The sequence below is a fragment of the Polymorphobacter multimanifer genome, from assembly GCF_014205635.1.
Lineage (GTDB): Bacteria > Pseudomonadota > Alphaproteobacteria > Sphingomonadales > Sphingomonadaceae > Sandarakinorhabdus > Sandarakinorhabdus multimanifer.
The window spans coordinates 1-18927 of record NZ_JACIIV010000016.1 but is presented as its reverse complement, the minus strand read 5'-3'; the positions used below and the strand labels follow the sequence as shown (position 1 = coordinate 18927).

Below are 18927 nucleotides of genomic sequence, written 5' to 3'. Positions count from 1 at the left end.
CATGGCCACCCAGATGAAGCCGCAATCGGTGCAGGAACAGGTTTCGGACGCGGAATGGGCGCTGCGCGTCGATCTCGCCGCCGCATATCGGCTGGTGGCGATGCATGGCTGGGATGACCTGATCTTCACGCATCTCTCGGTGCGGGTGCCGGGGCCGGAACATCACTTCCTCATCAACCCGTACAATCTGATGTTCGAGGAGATCACCGCGTCGAGCCTCGTCAAGATCGATGTCGATGGCCATCCGGTGATGGAAACGCCGTACCTGACCAACGCTGCGGGCTTCACCATCCATTCCGCCATTCATATGGCGCGCGAGGATGCGCATGCGGTGATCCATCTTCACACTCCCCATGGGCAGGCCGTGGCTGCACAGGCGGAGGGGCTGATGCCGATCACCCAGACGGCGATGCTGATCCGCGACGAGCTGGCCTACCATCATTACGAGGGGGTCGCGACCGACCTCGAGGAGCGCGAACGGCTGGTGGCCGACCTCGGCACCAAATCGGCGATGATCCTGCGCAACCATGGCACACTCACGGTGGGCGAGACGGTGGCGGAGGCCTTCATCAAGATGTACTTTCTGGAGCGCGCCTGCGAGGCGCAGTGCCTGGCGCTGGCCGGCGGCACCGCGCTGCTCAATCACCCGCCGCAGGGGACGCCGGAAAAGGCGGCGAACCAGGGACGCGCCGGGCTGAAGCTGGTGGGCAACATGCTGGCGTGGCCGGCGCTGCTGCGCAAGCTCGACCGGGCGGATGCTTCCTTCCGGGATTAGGTCGCTGCCCAGGCGGCGTTGAGCAGCTCGCCGAGCGCCGTGCGGTCGATGTCCTTGAGCTTCTTGATGTAGAGGCAGCCGGCGCCGCGCTCGTGCTTGCCGAGGCGGGCAAGGATCGCTTCGAGCGGCGCCAGATCGCATGCGAGATAGATGACATTGGCAGCCTTGCGCGGGCTGAAGCCGATTCTGCAGATGTCTCCCTCGCGGCCGCTGGCGTATCGGTAGTGATGACTGCCGAAGCCGATGATGGCACTGCCCCACATGGCCGGCGGCAGCTGCGCCACATCTGCCATGATCGCGCAAAGCTGCTTCGCATCGTCGCGCCGGCCTTCGGGGGCAACGCTTTCGAGAAAGGCATCGACGGACGATTCGGTCGCGGTCGTTGCCATGGCCCTGCCCTACTCCGCCGGCTTGGCCAGCAGCGCTGAAGCGGCGGCAGCCTTGACGACATCGGCTTCATCCCATTTGGCGATCACCGCCGTTGCCACGGCATTGCCGATGACGTTGGTGGCGCTGCGGCCCATGTCGAGGAAATGGTCGACGGCGAGGATGAGCAGCAGCCCGGCTTCGGGGATGCCGAAATAGGGCAGCGTGGCGGCGATGACGACGAGCGACGCGCGCGGTACGCCGGCGATGCCCTTGGACGTGATCATCAGCAGGCCGAGCATGAAGATCTCCTGCGCCAGTGTCAGCTCGATGCCATAGGCCTGGGCGATGAAGATGCTGGCGAAGGCGCAGTACATCATCGAGCCATCGAGGTTGAAGCTGTACCCCAAGGGCAGCACGAAGCTGGTGATCCGCGTCGGCACGCCGAAGCGATCGAGCGCCTCGATCATCTTGGGGTAGGCGGCTTCGGACGAGGCGGTGGCGAAGGTGATGAGGAAGGGCTCGCGGATGGTGCCGATGAGCCGCTTGACGTTGGCGGCACCGATGACGAAGGCACCGGCGCTGAGCAGCAGCACCCAGAGCATCCCGAGGCCGAGATAGAAGCTGCCGATGAACTTGCCGAAGGTGATGATGATTCCCAGCCCCTCGACCGCGATCGAGGAGGCGACGGCGGCGAAGACGGCAAAGGGTGCAGTCTGCATCACATAGCCGGTGATCTTCAGCATCAGGTGCATCAGCGCATCAAGCCCGCGGATGATCGGCGCGCCCTGCTCGCCGATGGCGATGAGGCCGACACCGGCGAACAGCGAGAAGACGACGATCTGCAGGATCTCGTTGGTCGCCATCGCTTCGAAGATCGATTTGGGCACGAGGTTGGGGAAGAAGGTCGTCGCGTCGAACGCCGCCTTGGTGATCCCCGACGATGCCGCGGCATCGGGCAGGGTGAGGCCGACACCCACACCCGGCTGCAGGATGTTGACCATCAGGATGCCGAGCGACAGCGACGCCACCGAGGCGACGATGAACCAGGCGAGGGTGCGCGCGAAGGTGCGGCCGATCGAGCCGCCCGAGCCCATGTGCGCGACGCCGACGATGAGGGTGGAGAGCACCAGCGGGGCGATGATCATCTTGATCAGCCGCAGGAAGAGCTGGGTGATGATGCCGAGATAGCGGGCGATTTCGCGCGTCGCCTCGGGCGAGCCGGCGGTCAGGTTGATGATGTATCCCACCACCAGCCCCAGCACGAGGGCGATGAGGATGTTTCGGGTGAGTTTGTTGGTCGCCATGCCGGGACGCTGGAAGCGGGGCGGCGTATCGTCAACCCCTTTCTGTGCGGCATGCGTTGGGCTACCACGTCGGCCATGAAGACACTTGCAGCGCTCGCCCTTCTCGTCAGCACTTCGGTTCAGGCCGCTCCGGCAGACGAGGCGCGCACGCTGCTCGAAAAGTCGGTGGGCTTCGCCACGGTGAAGGGGCGCGGCCAGGGGCTGGCCTATGCCGAGTTCCTGCGCGGCGAGCTGCTGGCGATGGGCTTTGCACCGGCTGACGTGACATTGACGGCGAAAGGCGATGAAAGCCGGCTGCACGCGGTGTGGCGCGGGACCGGGGAAAAGCCGCCGATCGCCATCATCAGCCATATGGATGTGGTGGAGGCCAAGGCCGCCGATTGGACGCGCGACCCGTTCGTGGCGACGGCGGCGGATGGTTTGCTGTTCGGGCGCGGCGTGGCGGACAACAAGTTCGACCTGTCGATGTCGCTGACGGCAATCGCGTCGCTGCGCCGCGAGGGGTTCAAGCCGGGGCGCGATGTCCACCTGTTCTTCTCGGGCGACGAGGAGACCGATGGCCTCACCGCCGCCCCCCAGGCGCTGGAAGCGAAAGCGGCGGGCGTGGTGATGGTGCTCAACACCGATGCCGGCGGCGGCGAACTGGACGATGCCGGGCGGCCGCTTGGCTATGGGCTGCAGGCGGCGGAAAAGACCTATGCCGATTTCACGCTGCAGCTCACCGGCCCCGGCGGCCATTCGAGCCGGCCGACGGGGGACAATGTGATCACCCGCCTGTCGGCGGCTGCGGCGCGGATCGGCGGGCACAAGTTCCCGGTGGCGCTCTCGCCGATCACGCGCGGGATGCTGGCCGAGCAGGCGCGGCGGCGCACCGATGCGCTGGGCGGGCAGATCAAGGCGCTGCTGGCGAACGAGCAGGACGCGGCTGCCATTGCGGCGCTGACTGCCGATCCGGGCACGGTGGGGCTGATCCGCACCACCTGCGAGCCGACGATCTTCGAAGCCGGCCATGCCCCCAATGCGCTGCCGCAGCGCGCCAGTTTGATCGTGAATTGCCGGATTTTGCCGGGGACCGATGTGAAGGCGGTGCAGGCGACGCTCACCGAACTGGCGGGGGACCCGGCGATCACGGTGAAGCCGGTGTCCGACTGGCCGGCCACCCCGGCTTCGCCGCTCACCCCCGAGATCACCGGTGCGGTGCGCAAGGCGGTGCAGGCGCGCTTTGCCGGGCTGGAGCCGACGCCGGACATGTCGGCGGGGGCAACCGACAGCGTGTTCTACCGCGCCCAAGGTATCCCGAGCTACGGCGTGTCGGGGCTGTTCATGCGCTCGGCGGATGCGTTTGCGCATGGGCTCAACGAGCGAGTGCCGCTGGCGGCGATTGCGCCGGCAGTGGAGCATTGGCGGACGCTGATCAGGGAAACAGCGAAATGATCGGCACGCGCATGGTCGAGGACGGGCGCACCGCGCGCGAGATCTTCGAGGATGTGATGGCCAATCCGGCGCGCGCGCGGTTCGGGTTCGGCGGCAAGCTCGCCATCGTCAACGTCGATTTCCAGAACGCCTATACGCGGATCGACCGCTACAAGACGGCGTACGAGACCGACCCTCGCCAGATTGAGCATGCCAACACAATCAGCCGCCTCGCCCGGGCTGCAGCGATGCCAGTGGTGTGGACGCGCGTGGCTTTCGCCGACGACGCGTCGGACGCTGGCGTGTGGGGCACGCGCACCGATACGCCCGACAGCCTGCAGAACATCAAATATGGCTCGGACCGGCATGCCTATGACGAGCGCTGCGACATCCAGGCGTCCGACACGCAGTTCACCAAGCGCATGCCTTCGGCGTTCCACGAGACGCCGCTGCAGTCCTTGCTCGTGTGGCACCAGGTCGATACGGTGGTCGTGACCGGCGGCAGCACGTCGGGGTGCGTGCGCGCGACCGCGGTCGACAGCCTGTCGCGCGGCTACCGGACGATCGTGCCGATCGAGACGACCGCCGACAAGCATGCCAGTTATCACTTCGCCAATCTGACCGACCTGCAGCTGAAATATGCCGATGTGGTGCCGGTGCAGGAGGTTGCCGACTGGCTGGAGGCGCGGGGCTAGTGTATTGTTGTCGCGTGTTTTTATCGCAAAACCGGTGCCCAGTTTTGCGAAACACGCTCTAAATTTCGACGCAGATCTTGCCGAAATGGCCGCCGCTGGACTGCAGCTTGAAGGCTTCGGCGAGTTCTGAAAGCGGAAAGCGGCGATCGTCGATGATCGGCTTCAGCCCGGCCCCCTTCAGCCCGGAGGCGTCGATGGCGCGGATCATGTCCTGCTGCTGGCGCCTTGTGCCGACGGTGATGCCGATCAGCCGCACCTGCTTGGCCATCAGATGTACCGTGGAGATGGGCCCGGCATAGCCCGCCAGCACGCCGATGAGCGAGATATGACCGCCGACCGCCACCGCGATGATCGATTCGGGCATGGTGCCGGCACCGCCGATCTCGACGATGTGATCCACCCCGCGGCCGCCGGTGAGCGCCAGCGCCGCCTTCCCCCAATCGGGTGTGGTGCGATAGTTGATGACATGGTCGGCGCCGAGTTCGGTCATCCGCGCCAGCTTTTCGTCGGATGACGAGGTGGCGATCACCGTTGCGCCCATGATCTTGGCGAATTGCAGTGCGAACACCGACACACCGCCGGTGCCCTGTACCAGCACCGTCTGGCCGGCCTTCAACTGGCCCTCGACGACGAGGGCACGCCAGGCGGTGAGCCCGGCGCAGGTGAGCGTGGCGGCCTCGGCATGGGTGTAACCCACTGGCACATGGGTGAAATCGGTGGCGGGGCGGGTGACTTCCTCCGCGGCGAAAACGTCCGCACCGTCGCCGGGCACGCTGGCGAAGCCAGCCATCGAGGGGAGGCCATCGGGCCAGGCGGGGAAGAATACCGACACCACCGGGTCGCCCGGCTTGAACTCGGTAACACCCTCGCCGACCGCCAGGACTTCGCCTGCGCCATCGGACATCGGGATGCGGCCGTCGGGCGTGGGGATGCCGCCCATGACCACCATGTAATCATGATAGTTCAGGCTCGATGCGCGGATGCGGACCTTGATCTCGCCCTTGCCCGGCGCGGGGGCGTCGGGGAGGTCTTCGAGGCGGAGGTTGTCGAGACCGGCGGGCTTGTAGAGGCGGATGGCGTGCATGGGAGGGCTCCTTTGGGGGGAGCTTAGGGGTGTGGAAGGGTGGCGGCGACTGGCTTTGGAGGGAGGGGGGTCTAGCAAAGGGTCGCGGCAAAGCCGCGACTGACGTCAGACGAGTTCGGCTGGCTAAGGGCCAGCCGCCTCGCTGGCCGAGCTTGCGCGAGTCGCAAAATAGCTCCGCTATTTTGTGCCGCGCTGCGCTACACCCACTCCTCCAACACCAGATCCGGCGGCCGATGCCCGTCCGCCCAGACCCGGATATTGGCAATGACCTTCTCGCCCATTGCCTGGCGGCCCTCGAAGGTGGCCGAGCCCATGTGCGGCAGCAGCACCACGCCGGGGAGTTCCAACAGCCTGGGATCGACCGCCGGCTCGCGCTCGAAGACATCGAGGCCCGCACCCGCGATGCGGCCGGCGGCCAGGGCTTCGCACAGCGCATTCTCGTCGACGATCTCGCCGCGCGCGGCGTTGATGAGATAGGCGTGGCGCTGCATCAGCGCGAAGCGGCGGGCGTCGATGAGGTGATGCGTTTCGGGGGTGTGCGGACAGTTGAGGGTGATGAAATCGACCCGCGCCAGCATGGCATCGAGGTTCTGCCACCACGTCGCTTCAAGCTCGCTCTCGACTTCGGCGGGGAGGCGGTGGCGGTTGTGATAATGCACCGTGAGGCCGAAGGCGCGGGCGCGGGTGGCGACAGCGCGGCCGATGCGGCCCATGCCGATGATGCCGAGGCGCTTGCCGGTGATGCGGTGGCCGAGCATGCCGGTAGGGCTCCAGCCGAGCCATTCGCCGCTGCGGACCAACTTCTCGCCTTCGCCCAGCCGGCGCGGCACCGAGAGGATGAGCGCCATCACCATGTCGGCGGTGTCGTCGGTGAGCACGCCCGGCGTGTTGGTGGTGGCGATGCGGTGGGCGCGGGCGGCCGAGAGGTCGATATGATCGACGCCGACGCCGAAATTGGCGAGCAGCTTCAACCGCCCGCCGGCAGCACCGGCAGCGAGCACGGCGGCGTCGATCTCGTCGGTGACGGTGGGCACCAGCACGTCGCAGCGGCCGGCGGCATCGGCGAGTGCTGCGGCACTCATCGGCGAATCGTCGAGGTTGAGCTCGACATCGAAAAGCTCGGCCATCCGCGTTTCCACCGGCTGCGGCAGCCGACGGGTGACGATCACCTTTGGGCGGGGGACCTTGGGGCGGGGACGTGCGGACATATGCAAGGCTTGCCCGCACGCCTTGTGTGCGTCAAGACGGCATCCATGCCCCCTTCCCTCCGCCTCACCCTGCTGTGCGGCCTGCTCGCCGCTTCTGTCGCCACACCTGTTCGCGCGCAGGAAAATGCCGATGGCACCACCACGCTGCCGGTGCCGCGATTCGTATCGTTGCGCTCGAACAGGGCGATGATGCGCGCCGGGCCGGATGACCAGCGCTTCCCGATCCTGTGGGAGTATCGCCGCAAGGGGCTGCCGCTCGAGGTGGTGCGCGAATATGGCATCTGGCGGCAGGTGCGCGATGTCGATGGCACCGTCGGCTGGATGAACAAGGCGCTGCTCACCGGCACCCGCACCGCGGTCGTGACGGAACGCGAGCGCATTCTTTATGTTGCACCCAATACACGCTCGCGGGTGGCGTGGCGGATCGAGCCCGGCACGGTCGTCAACATCACGCTGTGCGAGGATGTGTGGTGCCGCGTGTCGAACGAAGGCCGATCGGGCTTTATCCTGCGCGCGCATCTTTGGGGGACCTACCCGAAGGAAGTGATCACCAACTGATGGCATTGCACCCTGTTCTCGAAGCCGTGACCGCGCGAATCATTGCCCGTTCGGCGGGGCCGCGTGCGGCGTATCTGGACCTGATCGACCGCGAGAGCGAGGCAGGGCTGCGGCGCGGAAGCCTGAGTTGCGGCAATCTCGCGCACGGCTTTGCCGCGGCCCTCGACGACAAGGCGACGATCCGCAGCGGTGCTGCTCCCAATATCGGGATCGTGACGGCGTACAACGACATGCTTTCGGCGCATCAGCCCTATGGCCGCTATCCTGAGGCGCTGAAGATCTTTGCCCGCGAAGCGGGGGGCACGGCACAGGTAGCGGGCGGCGTGCCGGCGATGTGCGATGGCGTGACGCAGGGCCAGGCGGGGATGGAGCTTTCGCTGCTCAGCCGCGACGTGATCGCGATGAGCACGGCGGTGGCGCTGTCCCACGCGATGTTCGAGGGCACGGTGCTGCTCGGCATCTGCGACAAGATCGTGCCGGGCCTGCTGATCGCCGCGTTGCGTTTCGGGCATCTGCCGGCGCTGTTCATTCCATCCGGGCCGATGCGATCGGGGCTGCCGAACAAGGAAAAGGCCGCCGTGCGCCAGCGCCATGCTGCGGGCGAGGCGAGCCGCGAGGAGCTGCTCGATGCCGAGAGCCAGTCCTATCATTCGCCGGGCACCTGCACGTTTTACGGCACCGCCAATTCCAACCAGATGTTCCTCGAGATGATGGGGCTGCAGCTGCCGGGCAGCAGCTTCGTCAACCCCGGCACGCCGATCCGCACCGCCATCACCCGCGCGGCGATGCACCTTGCGGTGGCAAACACGCGCGACCCGGCCAAGGCGTTCGGGCGGCTGGTCGATGCGCGCAGCATCGTCAACGCCATCACCGGGCTGCTGGCAACCGGTGGCAGCACCAACCATGCCATCCACCTGCCCGCCATCGCGCGCGCGGCAGGGCTGATCATCGACTGGCAGGATTTCGACGATCTTTCCTGGGTTACCCCGCTCATCGCGCATGTCTATCCGGGCGGCAGCGCCGATGTGAACGCCTTCCATGCCGCCGGCGGCATGGCCTTCGTGATTTCGGAACTGGTGGGGGCCGGGCTGGCGCATGGCGACATTGCCACGATCGCCGGTCCGTTTTCGGACTGGACCAAGGTGCCGGTGATGGACGGCGAGACGCTCGGCTGGACCGAGGGACCGAAAGCCACCCAGGATGCATCGGTGCTGGCCCCGGTGGCGACGCCTTTCGCAGCCGAAGGCGGGATGCGGCTGCTGGCAGGCAATCTCGGCCGCGCCATCATCAAGACCAGTGCCATTCCCGATGATCGGCACAGCATCACCGCGCCGGTGCGGATTTTCCATGACCAGGATTCGGTAATTGCCGCCTTCAAGGCGGGTGAACTCGACCGCGATGTGATTGTCGCGGTGCGCTTCCAGGGGCCGCGCGCCAACGGCATGCCCGAGCTGCACAAGCTCACCCCCACGCTGGGGCTGCTGCAGGACCGCGGGCACCGGGTGGCGCTGATCACCGATGGGCGCATGTCGGGGGCGAGCGGCAAGGTGCCCGCCGCCATTCACCTCATCCCCGAAGCCCATGCCGCCGGGCCGCTGAGCCGGCTGCGCGATGGGGACATGGTCACGGTCTGTGCCGACACGGGGGTGATATCGGCCGATGCCGACCTTGCCAGCCGGCCCCCTGCCCCGCCGCCGCCGGCTCCCGACGGGCTGGGACGCGAGCTGTTCAGGCTGATGCGCCACGCCAGCACGGATGCCGAAGCCGGGGCGTGTTCGCTGCTCGTTTGAGCTTCAGACCCGCATCAGGCTGTCGGTGAAGCAGCGGCGCCACCAGATGACGCTCTCGTCGCGGACATTCTCGAACATCGGCCGCCAGCGGGCGACCCTCTCCTCGCGGCTCATGGCGAGCGCCTTGTCGATGGCATCGGCGATGTCGTCGGGGCTGTAGGGATTGATGAGCAGCGCGCTGTCCAGCTGCTCGGCCGCACCGGCGAAGCGTGACAGGATGAGGACGCCGGGATCTTCCGGATCCTGCGCCGCCACGAACTCCTTGGCCACGAGGTTCATGCCATCGCGCAGCGGGGTGACCAACCCGATGCGCGCGGCGCGGTAGATACCCGCCAGTGCGGCGCGCGGGTAGCTCTGGTTGACATAGCGCAGCGGCACCCAATCGACATCGGCGAAGGCGCCATTGATGCGGCCCGACAGCGAATCGAGCTGCGCGCGAATGATCTGATAGCTTTCCACCGTGGCACGCGACGGCGGTGCGATCTGCAGCAGATAGACATTGGCGTGCGCATCGGGCCGGGTTTCCAGATAGCGCTGATAGCCGTTGAACCGTTCCTCGAGGCCCTTGGAATAGTCGAGCCTGTCGACGCCGATGATGAGGCTGCGGCCGATCGAGCTCTCGACCATCCTTGTGTAGGCCGCCTGCGCCTGTTCGCTCGTGGCATTGGCGATGAACTCGTCGGCATCGATGCCGATCGGGCAGGCAATGACACGGATCGTCCGCCCGCCGACAGTGACGAGATCGTCCTCGCCGATCGATCCTCCCATTTCGCGGACCACATAATCATGGAAGGTTTCGAGCCACTCGCGGGTCTGGAAACCGACGACATCATAGGCGAACAGCGCATCGACCAGCCGGCGGTGCTCGGGGAGTGCTGTCAGCAGCCGTGTCGGCGGCCAGGGGATGTGGAGGAAGAAGCCGAGCCTGTTGGTCAGCCCCTGCTGCCGCAGCATCCACCCCAGCGGGATGAGGTGATAATCATGCACCCAGATCAGGTCGTCCGACTGGATGTGCGGCGCGATGACATCGCCGAACAGCCGGTTGACCCGCTCGTAGCCGCCCTGGAATTCGCGCTCGAATTCGGTGAGCCCGAGGCGATAGTGGAAGAGCGGCCAGAGCGTGCGGTTGGCATAGCCGTCATAATATTCCTCGACGTCCTGCTCGGGCAGGTCGATCGTCGCCGACGTGACGCCGTCGAAGGTCTGGAAGTTCGGCTCGCCGGTCTCTCCCGTTTCGCCGGACCAGCCGAACCATACGCCATCGGCCTCGCGCAGTGCTGCGCTGAGCGCCACCGCCAGCCCGCCCTGCGCACCCGGCTTGTCTGCCGTCGGCGCCGAGACGCGGTTGGAGATGACGATGAGCCTGCTCACCTTATGGCGCTCCAGGGCTTGCTGAGCAAAACCGCACAATTGATCATGCCCACCAACGAATAAGTTTGCGGATAGTTGCCCCAGAGCTCGCCGGTGACGGGATCGATGTCTTCCGACAGCAGCCCGGCGGCAGTGCAGCGCGACAGCATTTCCTCGAAGAGCGCGCGCGCATCGGCATCGCGACCGGTGAAGTGCAGCGCCTCGATCAGCCAGAAGGTGCAGACGTTGAAGGCGGTGTGCGAGAGCCCGAAATCATCCTCGGTGGCGTAGCGCAGCATGTGCGAGCCGCGCCGCAGCCCGCCCTCCACGGCCGCCAATGTGCCGCGAAAGCGCGGATCATCGGGAGACAGGAAGCGCAGGTCGAGCAATTGCAGCAGGCTGGCATCGAGGTCGTCTCCGGCGAAGGTTGCCGACAGCCTGCCTGTTTCGGGGCGCCATGCCGCTTCCTCGATCCGGGCGCGCATCACCGCGGCCCGCTCGCGCCAGAATGTTTCGCGTTGCGTGATTCCGAGCACTTCGGCGACATTGGCCAGCCGGTCGCATGCCGCCCAGCACATCGCCGCCGAATAGGTGTGGACATGGCTTTTGGTGCGAAGCTCCCACAAACCCGCATCGGGTTGATCGAACTTCTCCCACGCGCGCTCGCCGACGGGCTCGAGGGCGTGGAAATCCTCGAGCGTTGCGATCCGCAGCAGCCGATGATCGAAGAACGCCTGAGCGTTGGACAGGATGATCTGGCCATAGGCATCGTGCTGGACCTGCTCATAGGCCTGGTTGCCGACGCGGACCGGGCCCATGCCGCGATAGCCGGCGAGCGCGCTGGCCTCGCGCTCGACGAGGAGCGCCTCGCCGCCGACACCATAGAGCGGCTGGATATGGCCGCTGGCGGCATTGTCGACGATGTTGCGCAGATATTCGAGATAGGTTTCGAGCACATCGAGGGCGCCGAGGCGGTTGAGTGCCTGCACGGTGTAATAGGCATCGCGCACCCAGCAGTAACGATAATCCCAGTTGCGGCCCGACCCGGCATGTTCGGGGATCGAGGTCGTCATCGCGGCGACGATGGCGCCGGTCTCCTCGTGCTGGCAGAGCTTGAGGGTGATCGCCGAGCGGATGACCGCCTGCTGCCATTCATGGGGCGTGGCGAGGCCACGTACCCAGTGGCGCCATTCGTCGATGGTGCGATCGAGCATGGTTTCGAGGCCGGCGGCGAGATCATCGGAAAAGCTCTCGTCCGGCCCGAGGAAGAAGTAGAGCGGGCGCTCGACGCGGAAAACCGTCTCGTCCTCGATCCAGTTGATCGGTGCCGTGGTGGTCAGGCGCATCACGCCATCGCCGACGAGATAGCGGATATGGTTGGAGCCGCGGGTGGTGCCGGCGCGCGCGGTGCCCCATTGCCGCGCCGGGCGCAGCGCCACGCGGATGCGCGGGCTGCCGGCCAGCGGACGCACGATCCGCACGAATGCCACCGGCCGGTACATGCGGCCGGTGCGCTTGAAGCGCGGGCAGAAATCGAGGATTTCCACGGCATTGCCACGACCGTCCTCATGCACGGTGCGCAGCACCGGCGTGTTGCGCAGATACGCCTGATGGCTTTCGGTGGCGCCGTCGAGTTCGATCTTCCAGTGCCCGAAGGCGGCGGCGTCGTCCGGTGCTACGCCGCCGAGCAGGCTGCAGAACAACGGATCGCCATCGACGCGCGGAATGCACCCCCACACAAAGTCGCCGGCGCGGTTGATGAGCGCCGAGACCTGGCAATTGCCGATGGGCCACAGGTCGAGCGTGGCCACGCCCGAAGGGTCGATCATGCCGCCTGCTCCAGCCAGCCGCGCACCGCTGCGACGTCGTTCAGCCTGTACAGGGCCGCCGTGGGGCGCTCGGCACCGACGAGGATGCCGTGACCGCCGAGCGCGCGCACGGCCTCGAAGCCGGGCTCGTCGGTGAGGTCGTCCCCCACGAACACCGGGACGCTGCCGCTGAACGGTGCCTGCGCCATCAGCATGGCGATGCCGCTGCCCTTGTCGTGCCCGCCGGTGCGCAGTTCGATCATCATCTTGCCCGGTTGCACGGCAAGCCCGGAGGCGGCGGCGAGGTCGTGCGCCAGGGCCAGCGCGCGTTCCTCGGCGTGCGGGGCGAGGCGCCAGTGGATCGCCACGCCGAGCGTCTTCACCTCCACGACCACGCCCTCCTCGCCAGCAAAGGCCTGGCGGATGGCCTGCTCGGCGCCCTCCAGCGCCGGCGGGCGCGCGGGGGCCAGCCGGTGGCCGCCGGCGGCGACTTCGGCACCATGGCTGCCCACCAGGGCAATCCCGCCCAGCGCTGCGCCGAAAAACTGTTCGAGCTGTGCCACCGAGCGGCCGCTCACCAGCGCGACGCGGCCGGCAAAGCGCACCGCGAGCGCTTGCAGGAGTGCAGCAAGGTGAGGATCGACGATGATGGAATCGGGCCGATCGACGAGCTCGACAAGCGTTCCGTCGAAATCGAGCAGGACGGCATCGCGCGATGTGGACAGGGAGGGGGGCGCTGCCGGCGCCAGATCGAAACTGGTTTGGTAGGACATCGGGCAACCCTAGTCGCTTCGGGGGTTGTGCGTGAACCCCTCACCGGCCGACGAGATGCAACCCGCGTCCGTGCCGGCCCAGCCAGCGCTTGCTTTCCCCGGCGCGCGAATCGAGCTCCGCGACCAGCGCCCAGAAGCCCGGGCCATGGTTGGCGTGGACGAGATGCGCCACCTCATGCGCCACCACCGATTGCCGGACCCAGGCCGGCGCCAGGATGAGCCGCCACGAATAGTTGATGCTGCCGGTGCGGGCGTTGCAACTGCCCCAGCGGCCGACCGGATCGCCCAGCGCCACCCGGGCCAGTGTTCGGTCCACGCTGGTGGCCAGACACTGTGTTTCAGGAAGCAGCGCCGCACGCGCCTCGCGCAGCAGCCAGCGCTTCACCCGGTCCGCCACCCCGGCCGCCGGGCCGCCGACAAGCAGCCGGTCTCCGGCGCGCAGCACGCGGAGGCTGCGCGCTTCATCCCAGTCGACGAGCAGCTCGCCGCCGTCGAAGGGCAGCCGTGTGCCATGGACGAACGGGACGGCGACCGGCCATTTCGCGACCTGCGCCGCCAGCCAGCCGCGGTGGCTCTCGAGCAGGTCGATCGCCTCGCGCACCCCGCCGCGCGCCGGCAAGCTGATCTTGACCGCACCTGCGATGGCGCAGGGCTTGAGGCGGATGGCGCGGGCCTGGGCATAGCGGGTGGCGACGACCGGCAGCGTGCGACCGTTCACGACCACCGCTTCGGGCAATCGTGAAAACAGCCTCAAAGCTCGTTCTCGATGATGTGGTTTTCGAGATCCCCGGCATCGAGCTCGGAGATGACCTTGCCTGCTACCGAAATGCCGGCCTTGCGGACCGAATCCGGATCGCCGCTCACCAGCGGGTGCCAGTCTGCCAGCCCCTGCCCCCGGTGGACGCGCAGATAGGCGCAACTGTCGGGAAGCCATTCGATCTCGTCGAGTTTCGCCGGGGTGAGCCGCACGCACTCGGGCACATGCGCCTTGCGGTTGGCATAGTCGCTGCACATCGCGGTCTTCACGTTGAGGAGGCGGCAGGCGACGTTGGTGTGGAAAATCTCGTCGGTCTCCTCGTCTTCGAGCTTGTGGACGCAACATTTGCCGCAGCCGTCGCACAGGCTCTCCCACTCCTTGCGGGTCATCCGCTCGAGCGGCACGGTCTCCCAGAACGGCTTATCGGACATGGGTGTTCAGCATCGCCGTCAGTTCGGCGGCCTCGCTGCCATGGGGCAGGAAGGCCACCGGGCGGCCTTCGGGATCGAACAGGTAGAAGACGGCGAAATGATCGACGAGGTAATTCTCCGGATCGCGCGTCTCGGCCTTTTTCGCATAGATGCCGAAGGTCTTCATTGCCGCTGCCACCGCCGGCTCGGACCCGGTGAGGCCGATGAAGCGCGGGTGAAAGGCCTTGACGAAAGGCTTGATGGCCTCGGGCGTGTCGCGCGCCGGATCGACCGTGGTGAAGATCGGCGTCACCTTCGCGCCACGCGCGGGGTCGCTGGCCTCGAACTGCTGGAGGGCACGGCCGATGACCGCCATGTCGGTGGGGCAGACATCGGGGCAGAAGGTGTAGCCGAAATACATGAGGCGCCACTGACCCCTGAAATCGGCGTCGCTGCGCGGCTGGCCATCCTGATCGACGAGCTGGAAGGCGCCGCCGAGCGAACTGCCGACCAGATTGCCCTGGGGGCTGCTTTGGCTGCCGAACTGCTGCCAGCCGATCCAGCCGGCAAGGGCGACGGCCAGCACCAGCGCCACGATGCGGGCGCGTTTCAAGATACTGTTCATCGAGGGTTGCCGGGGCTATGCCATGTCATCATCGCGAAATAAGCCGGCATCCCGCACTTGTCGATGCGGCGCGGCGTTCGGGCTGGAGGAGAGTGAAATCGTGAACCTGGTGATGCGCACCCTTGCGGCAGCAGTGCTGCTGGCCGGCTCCCCGGCTGCGGCGCAATTTTCGGACAGCTACAGCTTCATCAAGGCAGTGAAGGACAAGGATGTCGGCAAGGCCACCGAGCTTGCGGAAAAGCCTGGCACCATCGTTGCCAATGCCCGCGATGCCGACACGGGCGAAGGCGGCATCCATATCACCACCCGGCGCACCGACCTGCCCTGGGTCGGCTTCATGCTGAAATACGGGGCCAATGTGAACATGAAGGATCGCGACGGCAACACCCCGCTGATGCTTGCGACGGTGGCGCGCTGGACCGATGGCGTGAACCTGTTCGTGCGCGTCAAGGCGCAGCCCAATCTGCAGAACCGGCTGGGCGAGACGGCGCTGCTGAAGGCCGTGCAGGCGCGCGACCTGCAGATTGTCGAGATGCTGCTCGGCGCCGGCGCCAACCCCGACCTCGCCGACAACAGCGGGACCTCGGCCCGCGACGTCGCCAAGGCCGATCCACGTGCCGCAGCCATTGCCAAGCGGCTGGCGGAGGTGGCGGAGAAGAAGGTGCGTCCGGCGCAGGGGCCGTCGATCTGAGGCCGGCTGCCGCGAAATTTTGCGAGCGCTGCCCGCGTTTTCGTCGCATGGCGGGGTGCGACATGAGTCGCTAGAGGGCGATCATGGAAATTCCGTCAATCGCTGCCGCTGCGTTCGACCGGCCGGGGGTGAAGGTTCGCACGCTGGCGTTCCTGCGCTGGATCGCGGTGGGGGGCCAGTTCGCGACGCTGATCGTGGTGGGGCTGGGGCTCGGCTATCCGCTGCCCTGGCCCTCGCTGATTGCAGCGCTGGCGGCGTCTGCCGTGCTCAACATCGGGCTGGTGACGCTTTACGGGCGCCATGCGCGGCTGCAGGGCATGGACCTGGTGCTGCATCTGGCGTTCGACCTTGTGCAGGCAGGCGTGATGCTGTTCCTCACCGGAGGGCTGGCCAATCCGTTTGCCGTCCTGCTGATCATGCCGGTGACGATTGCTGCCACGCTGCTGCCGGCGCGCGCGATGGCGGTGCTCGGCGGGCTGGCCGCGCTCATTCTGGCAGCACTCTGGGTGTGGGCGCGGCCGCTGCCCTGGGAGGGCGGGACGCCCCCTGATTTTCCGATGATGTATCGGATCGGCGTGGCAACCTCGATGGCGCTGGCGATCGGCTTTCTTGGTATTTATCTGTGGCTCGTGTCCGCGCAGGCGCGCGACCGGGCACGGGCCCTTGTGGCGACCGAAGCGGCGCTCACCCGCGAGGCCAAGATGAGCGCGCTCGGGAGCCTTGCCGCGGCTGCGGCCCATGAGCTTGGCGGGCCGCTCGGCACCATCACGCTGATCGCGCGCAGCCTTTCGGATGCGCTGGGCGACGACCCCGAATTCGGCGACGATATCCGGCTGCTGGAAAGCGAAGCGGCTCGGTCGCGCGGCATCCTCGTGCGGATCGCGCGGCGGGCCGAGGCGGAAGATCCGTTTGCGACGCTCGGTCTCGATGTGCTGCTCCACGAGGTAGCGCGCAATGCCGAGCCGGCGCGGGTGCCGATCCGCGTCCATGCGCCGGGCGCGCTGCCGCATGTGAAGCGCTCGCCCGAGCTGCTGCACGGGCTTGCCAATCTTGTCGGGAATGCCGTGCGCCATGCTGGCTCGGCGGTGGAGCTGCACGCCACGGCCAGTGGCAGCGACGTCCATATCATCGTGCTCGACGACGGCCCGGGCTTTCCGGCCGAATTGCTGCCGCGTTTCGGCGAGCCCGATCTGGGGCCTTCGAAATCGGGCAGCGGCGGCACCGGCCTCGGCATTTTCATCGCCACGACATTGCTTGAGCGCACTGGAGGCCGCCTCGCCTTTACCAACCGCCGCGACGGTGGGGCGCAGGTGGACGTTCGGTGGCCGCGACCCCATATTGAAGCGACAGGACAGGAGTGAACACCATGGCGACCATGCCCACGGACAGCGAGATCACACCGAGCAGCGCGCCACTGATGCCGCTGCTTCTCGTCGATGATGATGCCCCCTTCCGCCAGCGCCTCACGGTCATGCTGCAGCGGCGGGGCTTTGCGGTGACTGCCGCCGGCAGCCTGGGCGAAGCGCGGGTCGAAGCGGCGCGGCTGAAGCCCAGCCATGCCGTGGTGGACATGCGACTCGATGACGGCAATGGCCTCGATCTCGTCACCGAGCTTCGCGCGATGTCCCCCGACATGCGCATCGTCGTGCTCACCGGCTATGGCAACCTTGCCACTGCCGTGGCTGCCGTGAAGGCGGGTGCGGTCGATTATCTCGCCAAGCCGGCCGACCCGGAGGACATTGTTCGGGCGTTGTCGGCCGACGAGGGCGAGCGCCCGGAAGCGCCGCCCGAGCCGATGTCGGCCGACCGGGTTCGCTGGGAGCATATCCAGCGGGTGTACGAGCTTTGCGATCGCAATGTGTCCGAGACCGCGCGGCGGCTGAAGATGCATCGGCGGACGCTGCAGCGGATCCTCGCGAAGCGCTCGCCACGCTGAGGCTTGTCAGCTGTTGGGGACGATCTCCACGATCATGTCCCCTGGCTTGAGGGTTCTGGCTCCGTCTTCCCAGAAGCCGATGGCCAGCTCGCCACGGTAGATGCGGAGGCCGAGACCGCTTTCGAGGTCGGCGAGCGACTTGCCGATCTCGGTGGGTGCGACCGGTCGCTCGTTGAGCGACACGCGGCCGTCGGTTGCAGCGAGATCGGCCAGATAGTCGGCCGTATGGGGTCCGTGGCAGGCGCCTGCCAGCAGCAGTCCCGCAAAGCTTGCAGGATTGATGACCGTGTCGGCACCCGCAGTGCGCGCCAGTGTTTCGTTGTCGACATGGCGAATGACGGTCCGGATCGGAACATCCGGGGCCAGGCCGTGCGCGGTGAGGGTGACGAGGATCGAGGTATCGTCGCGGCCGGTCGACACGATGAGAGCGCGCGCTGTCTTGAGGCGCGCGGCTTCGAGGGTCGCGTTGCGCGTGGCATCGGCGTCCATCACGTTGACGCCGAGTGCCACCGCGGCGGCGCGCGCCTTTTCATTCTGTTCGATGACCAGGATTTCCTGCGGCAGCGATCCGCGGCGGAGAAGCTCGCTCACCGCTTGCGAGCCGCTCTCGCCATGGCCCGCCACGATGATATGGCCCTTGAGCTGCTCTTGAATTTTGGTCATGCGAAATGTCTCCCAGGCACCCTTGATCAGGAATTCATACGCCGAACCGACAAAGAGCAGCCAGACGAACAGCCGGATCGGCGTGACGACGAAGGTTGCGAACAGGCGCTGGCCCTCCGAGACGGGCACGATATCGCCAAAGCCCACCGTCGCCACGGTGATCATGGTGAAATAGAGCACATCGGAGAAGCTGATGACGCCATCGAGGTTGTCGTGCAGCCCGTCGCGTCCGAACCAGTGGCCGGCGATGGCGATGGCGATGAGCGAAGCGACCATGAGCACCCGAATGCCGAGCGAACGCCACGGCGAGACCGGGCTTGCACGGGTGAGGATCATTGCCATGGCAGCCTTTGTAGCGGCGCGCCGTGAAAGGAAAAGGGTGGCAGCGCGGCGGCTGATCAGGAAAGAAATTTGCTTGCACTCGCCGCCGCCCGGGTGGAGAACGCATCCTTGGGGACTTTCTCGGCGTATCGATATTTGAACGGGTTGCACCCGCCGGATGCCGATAGCTGGATGTGGGGGCAGAGTTGTACTTCCGGGGGGGAAGCAGGGCACGACGCCCGAAGCGCATGCCGTGCCTTGGCTTTGCGCTGGCGCTGGCCACCGTTGCCGGCCCGCTTCTTGCCCAGCCCGCCGTTCCGTCTGGCGTCATTCCCGGCCGCGATGTTCTTGAGGGGCAGGTTTCGCCCGAGCGGCCGCGCGAGGGTCGGCGGGTGCG

At 66.8% G+C, this 18927-nt stretch carries 20 protein-coding genes; 8 read left to right on the top strand and 12 right to left on the bottom strand.

Annotated elements, in window-relative coordinates:
* The first annotated feature begins 1 nt into the window (after position 1).
* Positions 2-775 carry a class II aldolase/adducin family protein gene (locus FHS79_RS11605; RefSeq protein ID WP_184199993.1) on the top strand — a complete coding sequence of 258 codons (774 nt, stop codon included), beginning with the start codon at positions 2-4 and terminating at the stop codon, positions 773-775.
* Here the strand turns inward: FHS79_RS11605 and FHS79_RS11600 are convergent.
* Entirely contained in the window at positions 772-1164 is a 393-nt protein-coding gene (locus tag FHS79_RS11600; protein WP_184199990.1) for a DUF1801 domain-containing protein, read from the bottom strand. The genes FHS79_RS11605 and FHS79_RS11600 overlap by 4 nt on opposite strands.
* Positions 1165-1173: 9 nt before the next feature.
* Positions 1174-2448: a dicarboxylate/amino acid:cation symporter gene (locus FHS79_RS11595; protein WP_184199987.1), complete on the bottom strand. Its 1275-nt coding sequence runs from the start codon at positions 2446-2448 to the stop codon at positions 1174-1176.
* A gap of 75 nt (positions 2449-2523) precedes the next feature.
* Here FHS79_RS11595 and FHS79_RS11590 point away from each other — a divergent pair, with 75 nt between their 5' ends.
* Together FHS79_RS11590 and FHS79_RS11585 are read left to right on the top strand one after the other, a co-directional pair.
* Positions 2524-3882 carry a M20/M25/M40 family metallo-hydrolase gene (locus FHS79_RS11590; protein WP_184199984.1) on the top strand — a complete coding sequence of 453 codons (1359 nt, stop codon included), beginning with the start codon at positions 2524-2526 and terminating at the stop codon, positions 3880-3882.
* Positions 3879-4556, top strand: a complete 678-nt coding sequence (locus FHS79_RS11585; RefSeq protein ID WP_207792326.1) for an isochorismatase family protein — start codon at positions 3879-3881, stop codon at positions 4554-4556. Before FHS79_RS11590 ends, FHS79_RS11585 begins: the two co-directional genes overlap by 4 nt.
* A 58-nt stretch (positions 4557-4614) precedes the next feature.
* Here the strand turns inward: FHS79_RS11585 and FHS79_RS11580 are convergent, their stop codons facing one another.
* Positions 4615-5640 carry a zinc-dependent alcohol dehydrogenase family protein gene (locus tag FHS79_RS11580; protein ID WP_184199981.1) on the bottom strand — a complete coding sequence of 342 codons (1026 nt, stop codon included), beginning with the start codon at positions 5638-5640 and terminating at the stop codon, positions 4615-4617.
* 197 nt (positions 5641-5837) lie between these two features.
* On the bottom strand, positions 5838-6848 hold the full coding sequence (locus FHS79_RS11575; RefSeq protein WP_184199978.1) for a 2-hydroxyacid dehydrogenase: 1011 nt from the start codon (positions 6846-6848) through the stop codon (positions 5838-5840).
* A 45-nt stretch (positions 6849-6893) separates the two neighbouring features.
* On the opposite strand from FHS79_RS11575, the gene FHS79_RS11570 reads away from it, so the two are divergent.
* The gene (locus tag FHS79_RS11570; protein WP_184199975.1) at positions 6894-7406 is read left to right on the top strand and encodes an SH3 domain-containing protein; all 513 of its coding nucleotides are present in this window, start codon (positions 6894-6896) and stop codon (positions 7404-7406) included.
* Positions 7403-9196 (top strand): phosphogluconate dehydratase, encoded by a 1794-nt coding sequence (edd, locus tag FHS79_RS11565; RefSeq protein WP_184200229.1) that lies wholly within the window; start codon positions 7403-7405, stop codon positions 9194-9196. Before FHS79_RS11570 ends, edd begins: the two co-directional genes overlap by 4 nt.
* 3 nt (positions 9197-9199) lie before the next feature.
* On the opposite strand, the gene FHS79_RS11560 is transcribed toward edd, so the two are convergent.
* Genes FHS79_RS11560 through FHS79_RS11535 form a run of 6 tightly spaced genes read right to left on the bottom strand, consistent with a single transcriptional unit; the run spans position 9200 to position 14919 of the window.
* Positions 9200-10567 carry a trehalose-6-phosphate synthase gene (locus FHS79_RS11560; RefSeq protein ID WP_184199972.1) on the bottom strand — a complete coding sequence of 456 codons (1368 nt, stop codon included), beginning with the start codon at positions 10565-10567 and terminating at the stop codon, positions 9200-9202.
* Positions 10564-12375 carry a glycoside hydrolase family 15 protein gene (locus tag FHS79_RS11555; protein WP_184199969.1) on the bottom strand — a complete coding sequence of 604 codons (1812 nt, stop codon included), beginning with the start codon at positions 12373-12375 and terminating at the stop codon, positions 10564-10566. The genes FHS79_RS11560 and FHS79_RS11555 overlap by 4 nt, the downstream gene beginning before the upstream one ends.
* Positions 12372-13127: a trehalose-phosphatase gene (gene otsB / locus FHS79_RS11550; RefSeq protein ID WP_184199966.1), complete on the bottom strand. Its 756-nt coding sequence runs from the start codon at positions 13125-13127 to the stop codon at positions 12372-12374. Before otsB ends, FHS79_RS11555 begins: the two co-directional genes overlap by 4 nt.
* Before the next feature lie 40 nt (positions 13128-13167).
* Positions 13168-13845 carry a M48 family metallopeptidase gene (locus tag FHS79_RS11545; protein ID WP_184199963.1) on the bottom strand — a complete coding sequence of 226 codons (678 nt, stop codon included), beginning with the start codon at positions 13843-13845 and terminating at the stop codon, positions 13168-13170.
* A 32-nt stretch (positions 13846-13877) separates the two neighbouring features.
* Positions 13878-14315: a YcgN family cysteine cluster protein gene (locus tag FHS79_RS11540; RefSeq protein WP_184199960.1), complete on the bottom strand. Its 438-nt coding sequence runs from the start codon at positions 14313-14315 to the stop codon at positions 13878-13880.
* Positions 14305-14919 (bottom strand): SCO family protein, encoded by a 615-nt coding sequence (locus FHS79_RS11535; protein WP_184199957.1) that lies wholly within the window; start codon positions 14917-14919, stop codon positions 14305-14307. The genes FHS79_RS11540 and FHS79_RS11535 overlap by 11 nt, the downstream gene beginning before the upstream one ends.
* A gap of 100 nt (positions 14920-15019) precedes the next feature.
* Between FHS79_RS11535 and FHS79_RS11530 the strand changes: the two genes are divergently transcribed.
* The 3 genes from FHS79_RS11530 to FHS79_RS11520 all read left to right on the top strand — a co-directional run bounded on the left by FHS79_RS11530 (position 15020) and on the right by FHS79_RS11520 (position 17546).
* Complete coding sequence (locus FHS79_RS11530) at positions 15020-15610, top strand: ankyrin repeat domain-containing protein (protein WP_341534449.1); 591 nt, start codon at positions 15020-15022, stop codon at positions 15608-15610.
* Between the two features lie 83 nt (positions 15611-15693).
* On the top strand, positions 15694-16971 hold the full coding sequence (locus FHS79_RS11525; protein ID WP_184199954.1) for an ActS/PrrB/RegB family redox-sensitive histidine kinase: 1278 nt from the start codon (positions 15694-15696) through the stop codon (positions 16969-16971).
* 5 nt (positions 16972-16976) lie between these two features.
* On the top strand, positions 16977-17546 hold the full coding sequence (locus tag FHS79_RS11520) for an ActR/PrrA/RegA family redox response regulator transcription factor (RefSeq protein WP_274603681.1): 570 nt from the start codon (positions 16977-16979) through the stop codon (positions 17544-17546).
* 6 nt (positions 17547-17552) lie between these two features.
* Here the strand turns inward: FHS79_RS11520 and FHS79_RS11515 are convergent, their stop codons facing one another.
* Both FHS79_RS11515 and FHS79_RS18535 read right to left on the bottom strand, forming a co-directional pair.
* Complete coding sequence (locus FHS79_RS11515) at positions 17553-18545, bottom strand: potassium channel family protein (protein ID WP_184199950.1); 993 nt, start codon at positions 18543-18545, stop codon at positions 17553-17555.
* A gap of 62 nt (positions 18546-18607) precedes the next feature.
* Positions 18608-18927: hypothetical protein (locus FHS79_RS18535; RefSeq protein ID WP_207792325.1), on the bottom strand; the 320-nt coding region annotated here is incomplete at its 5' end.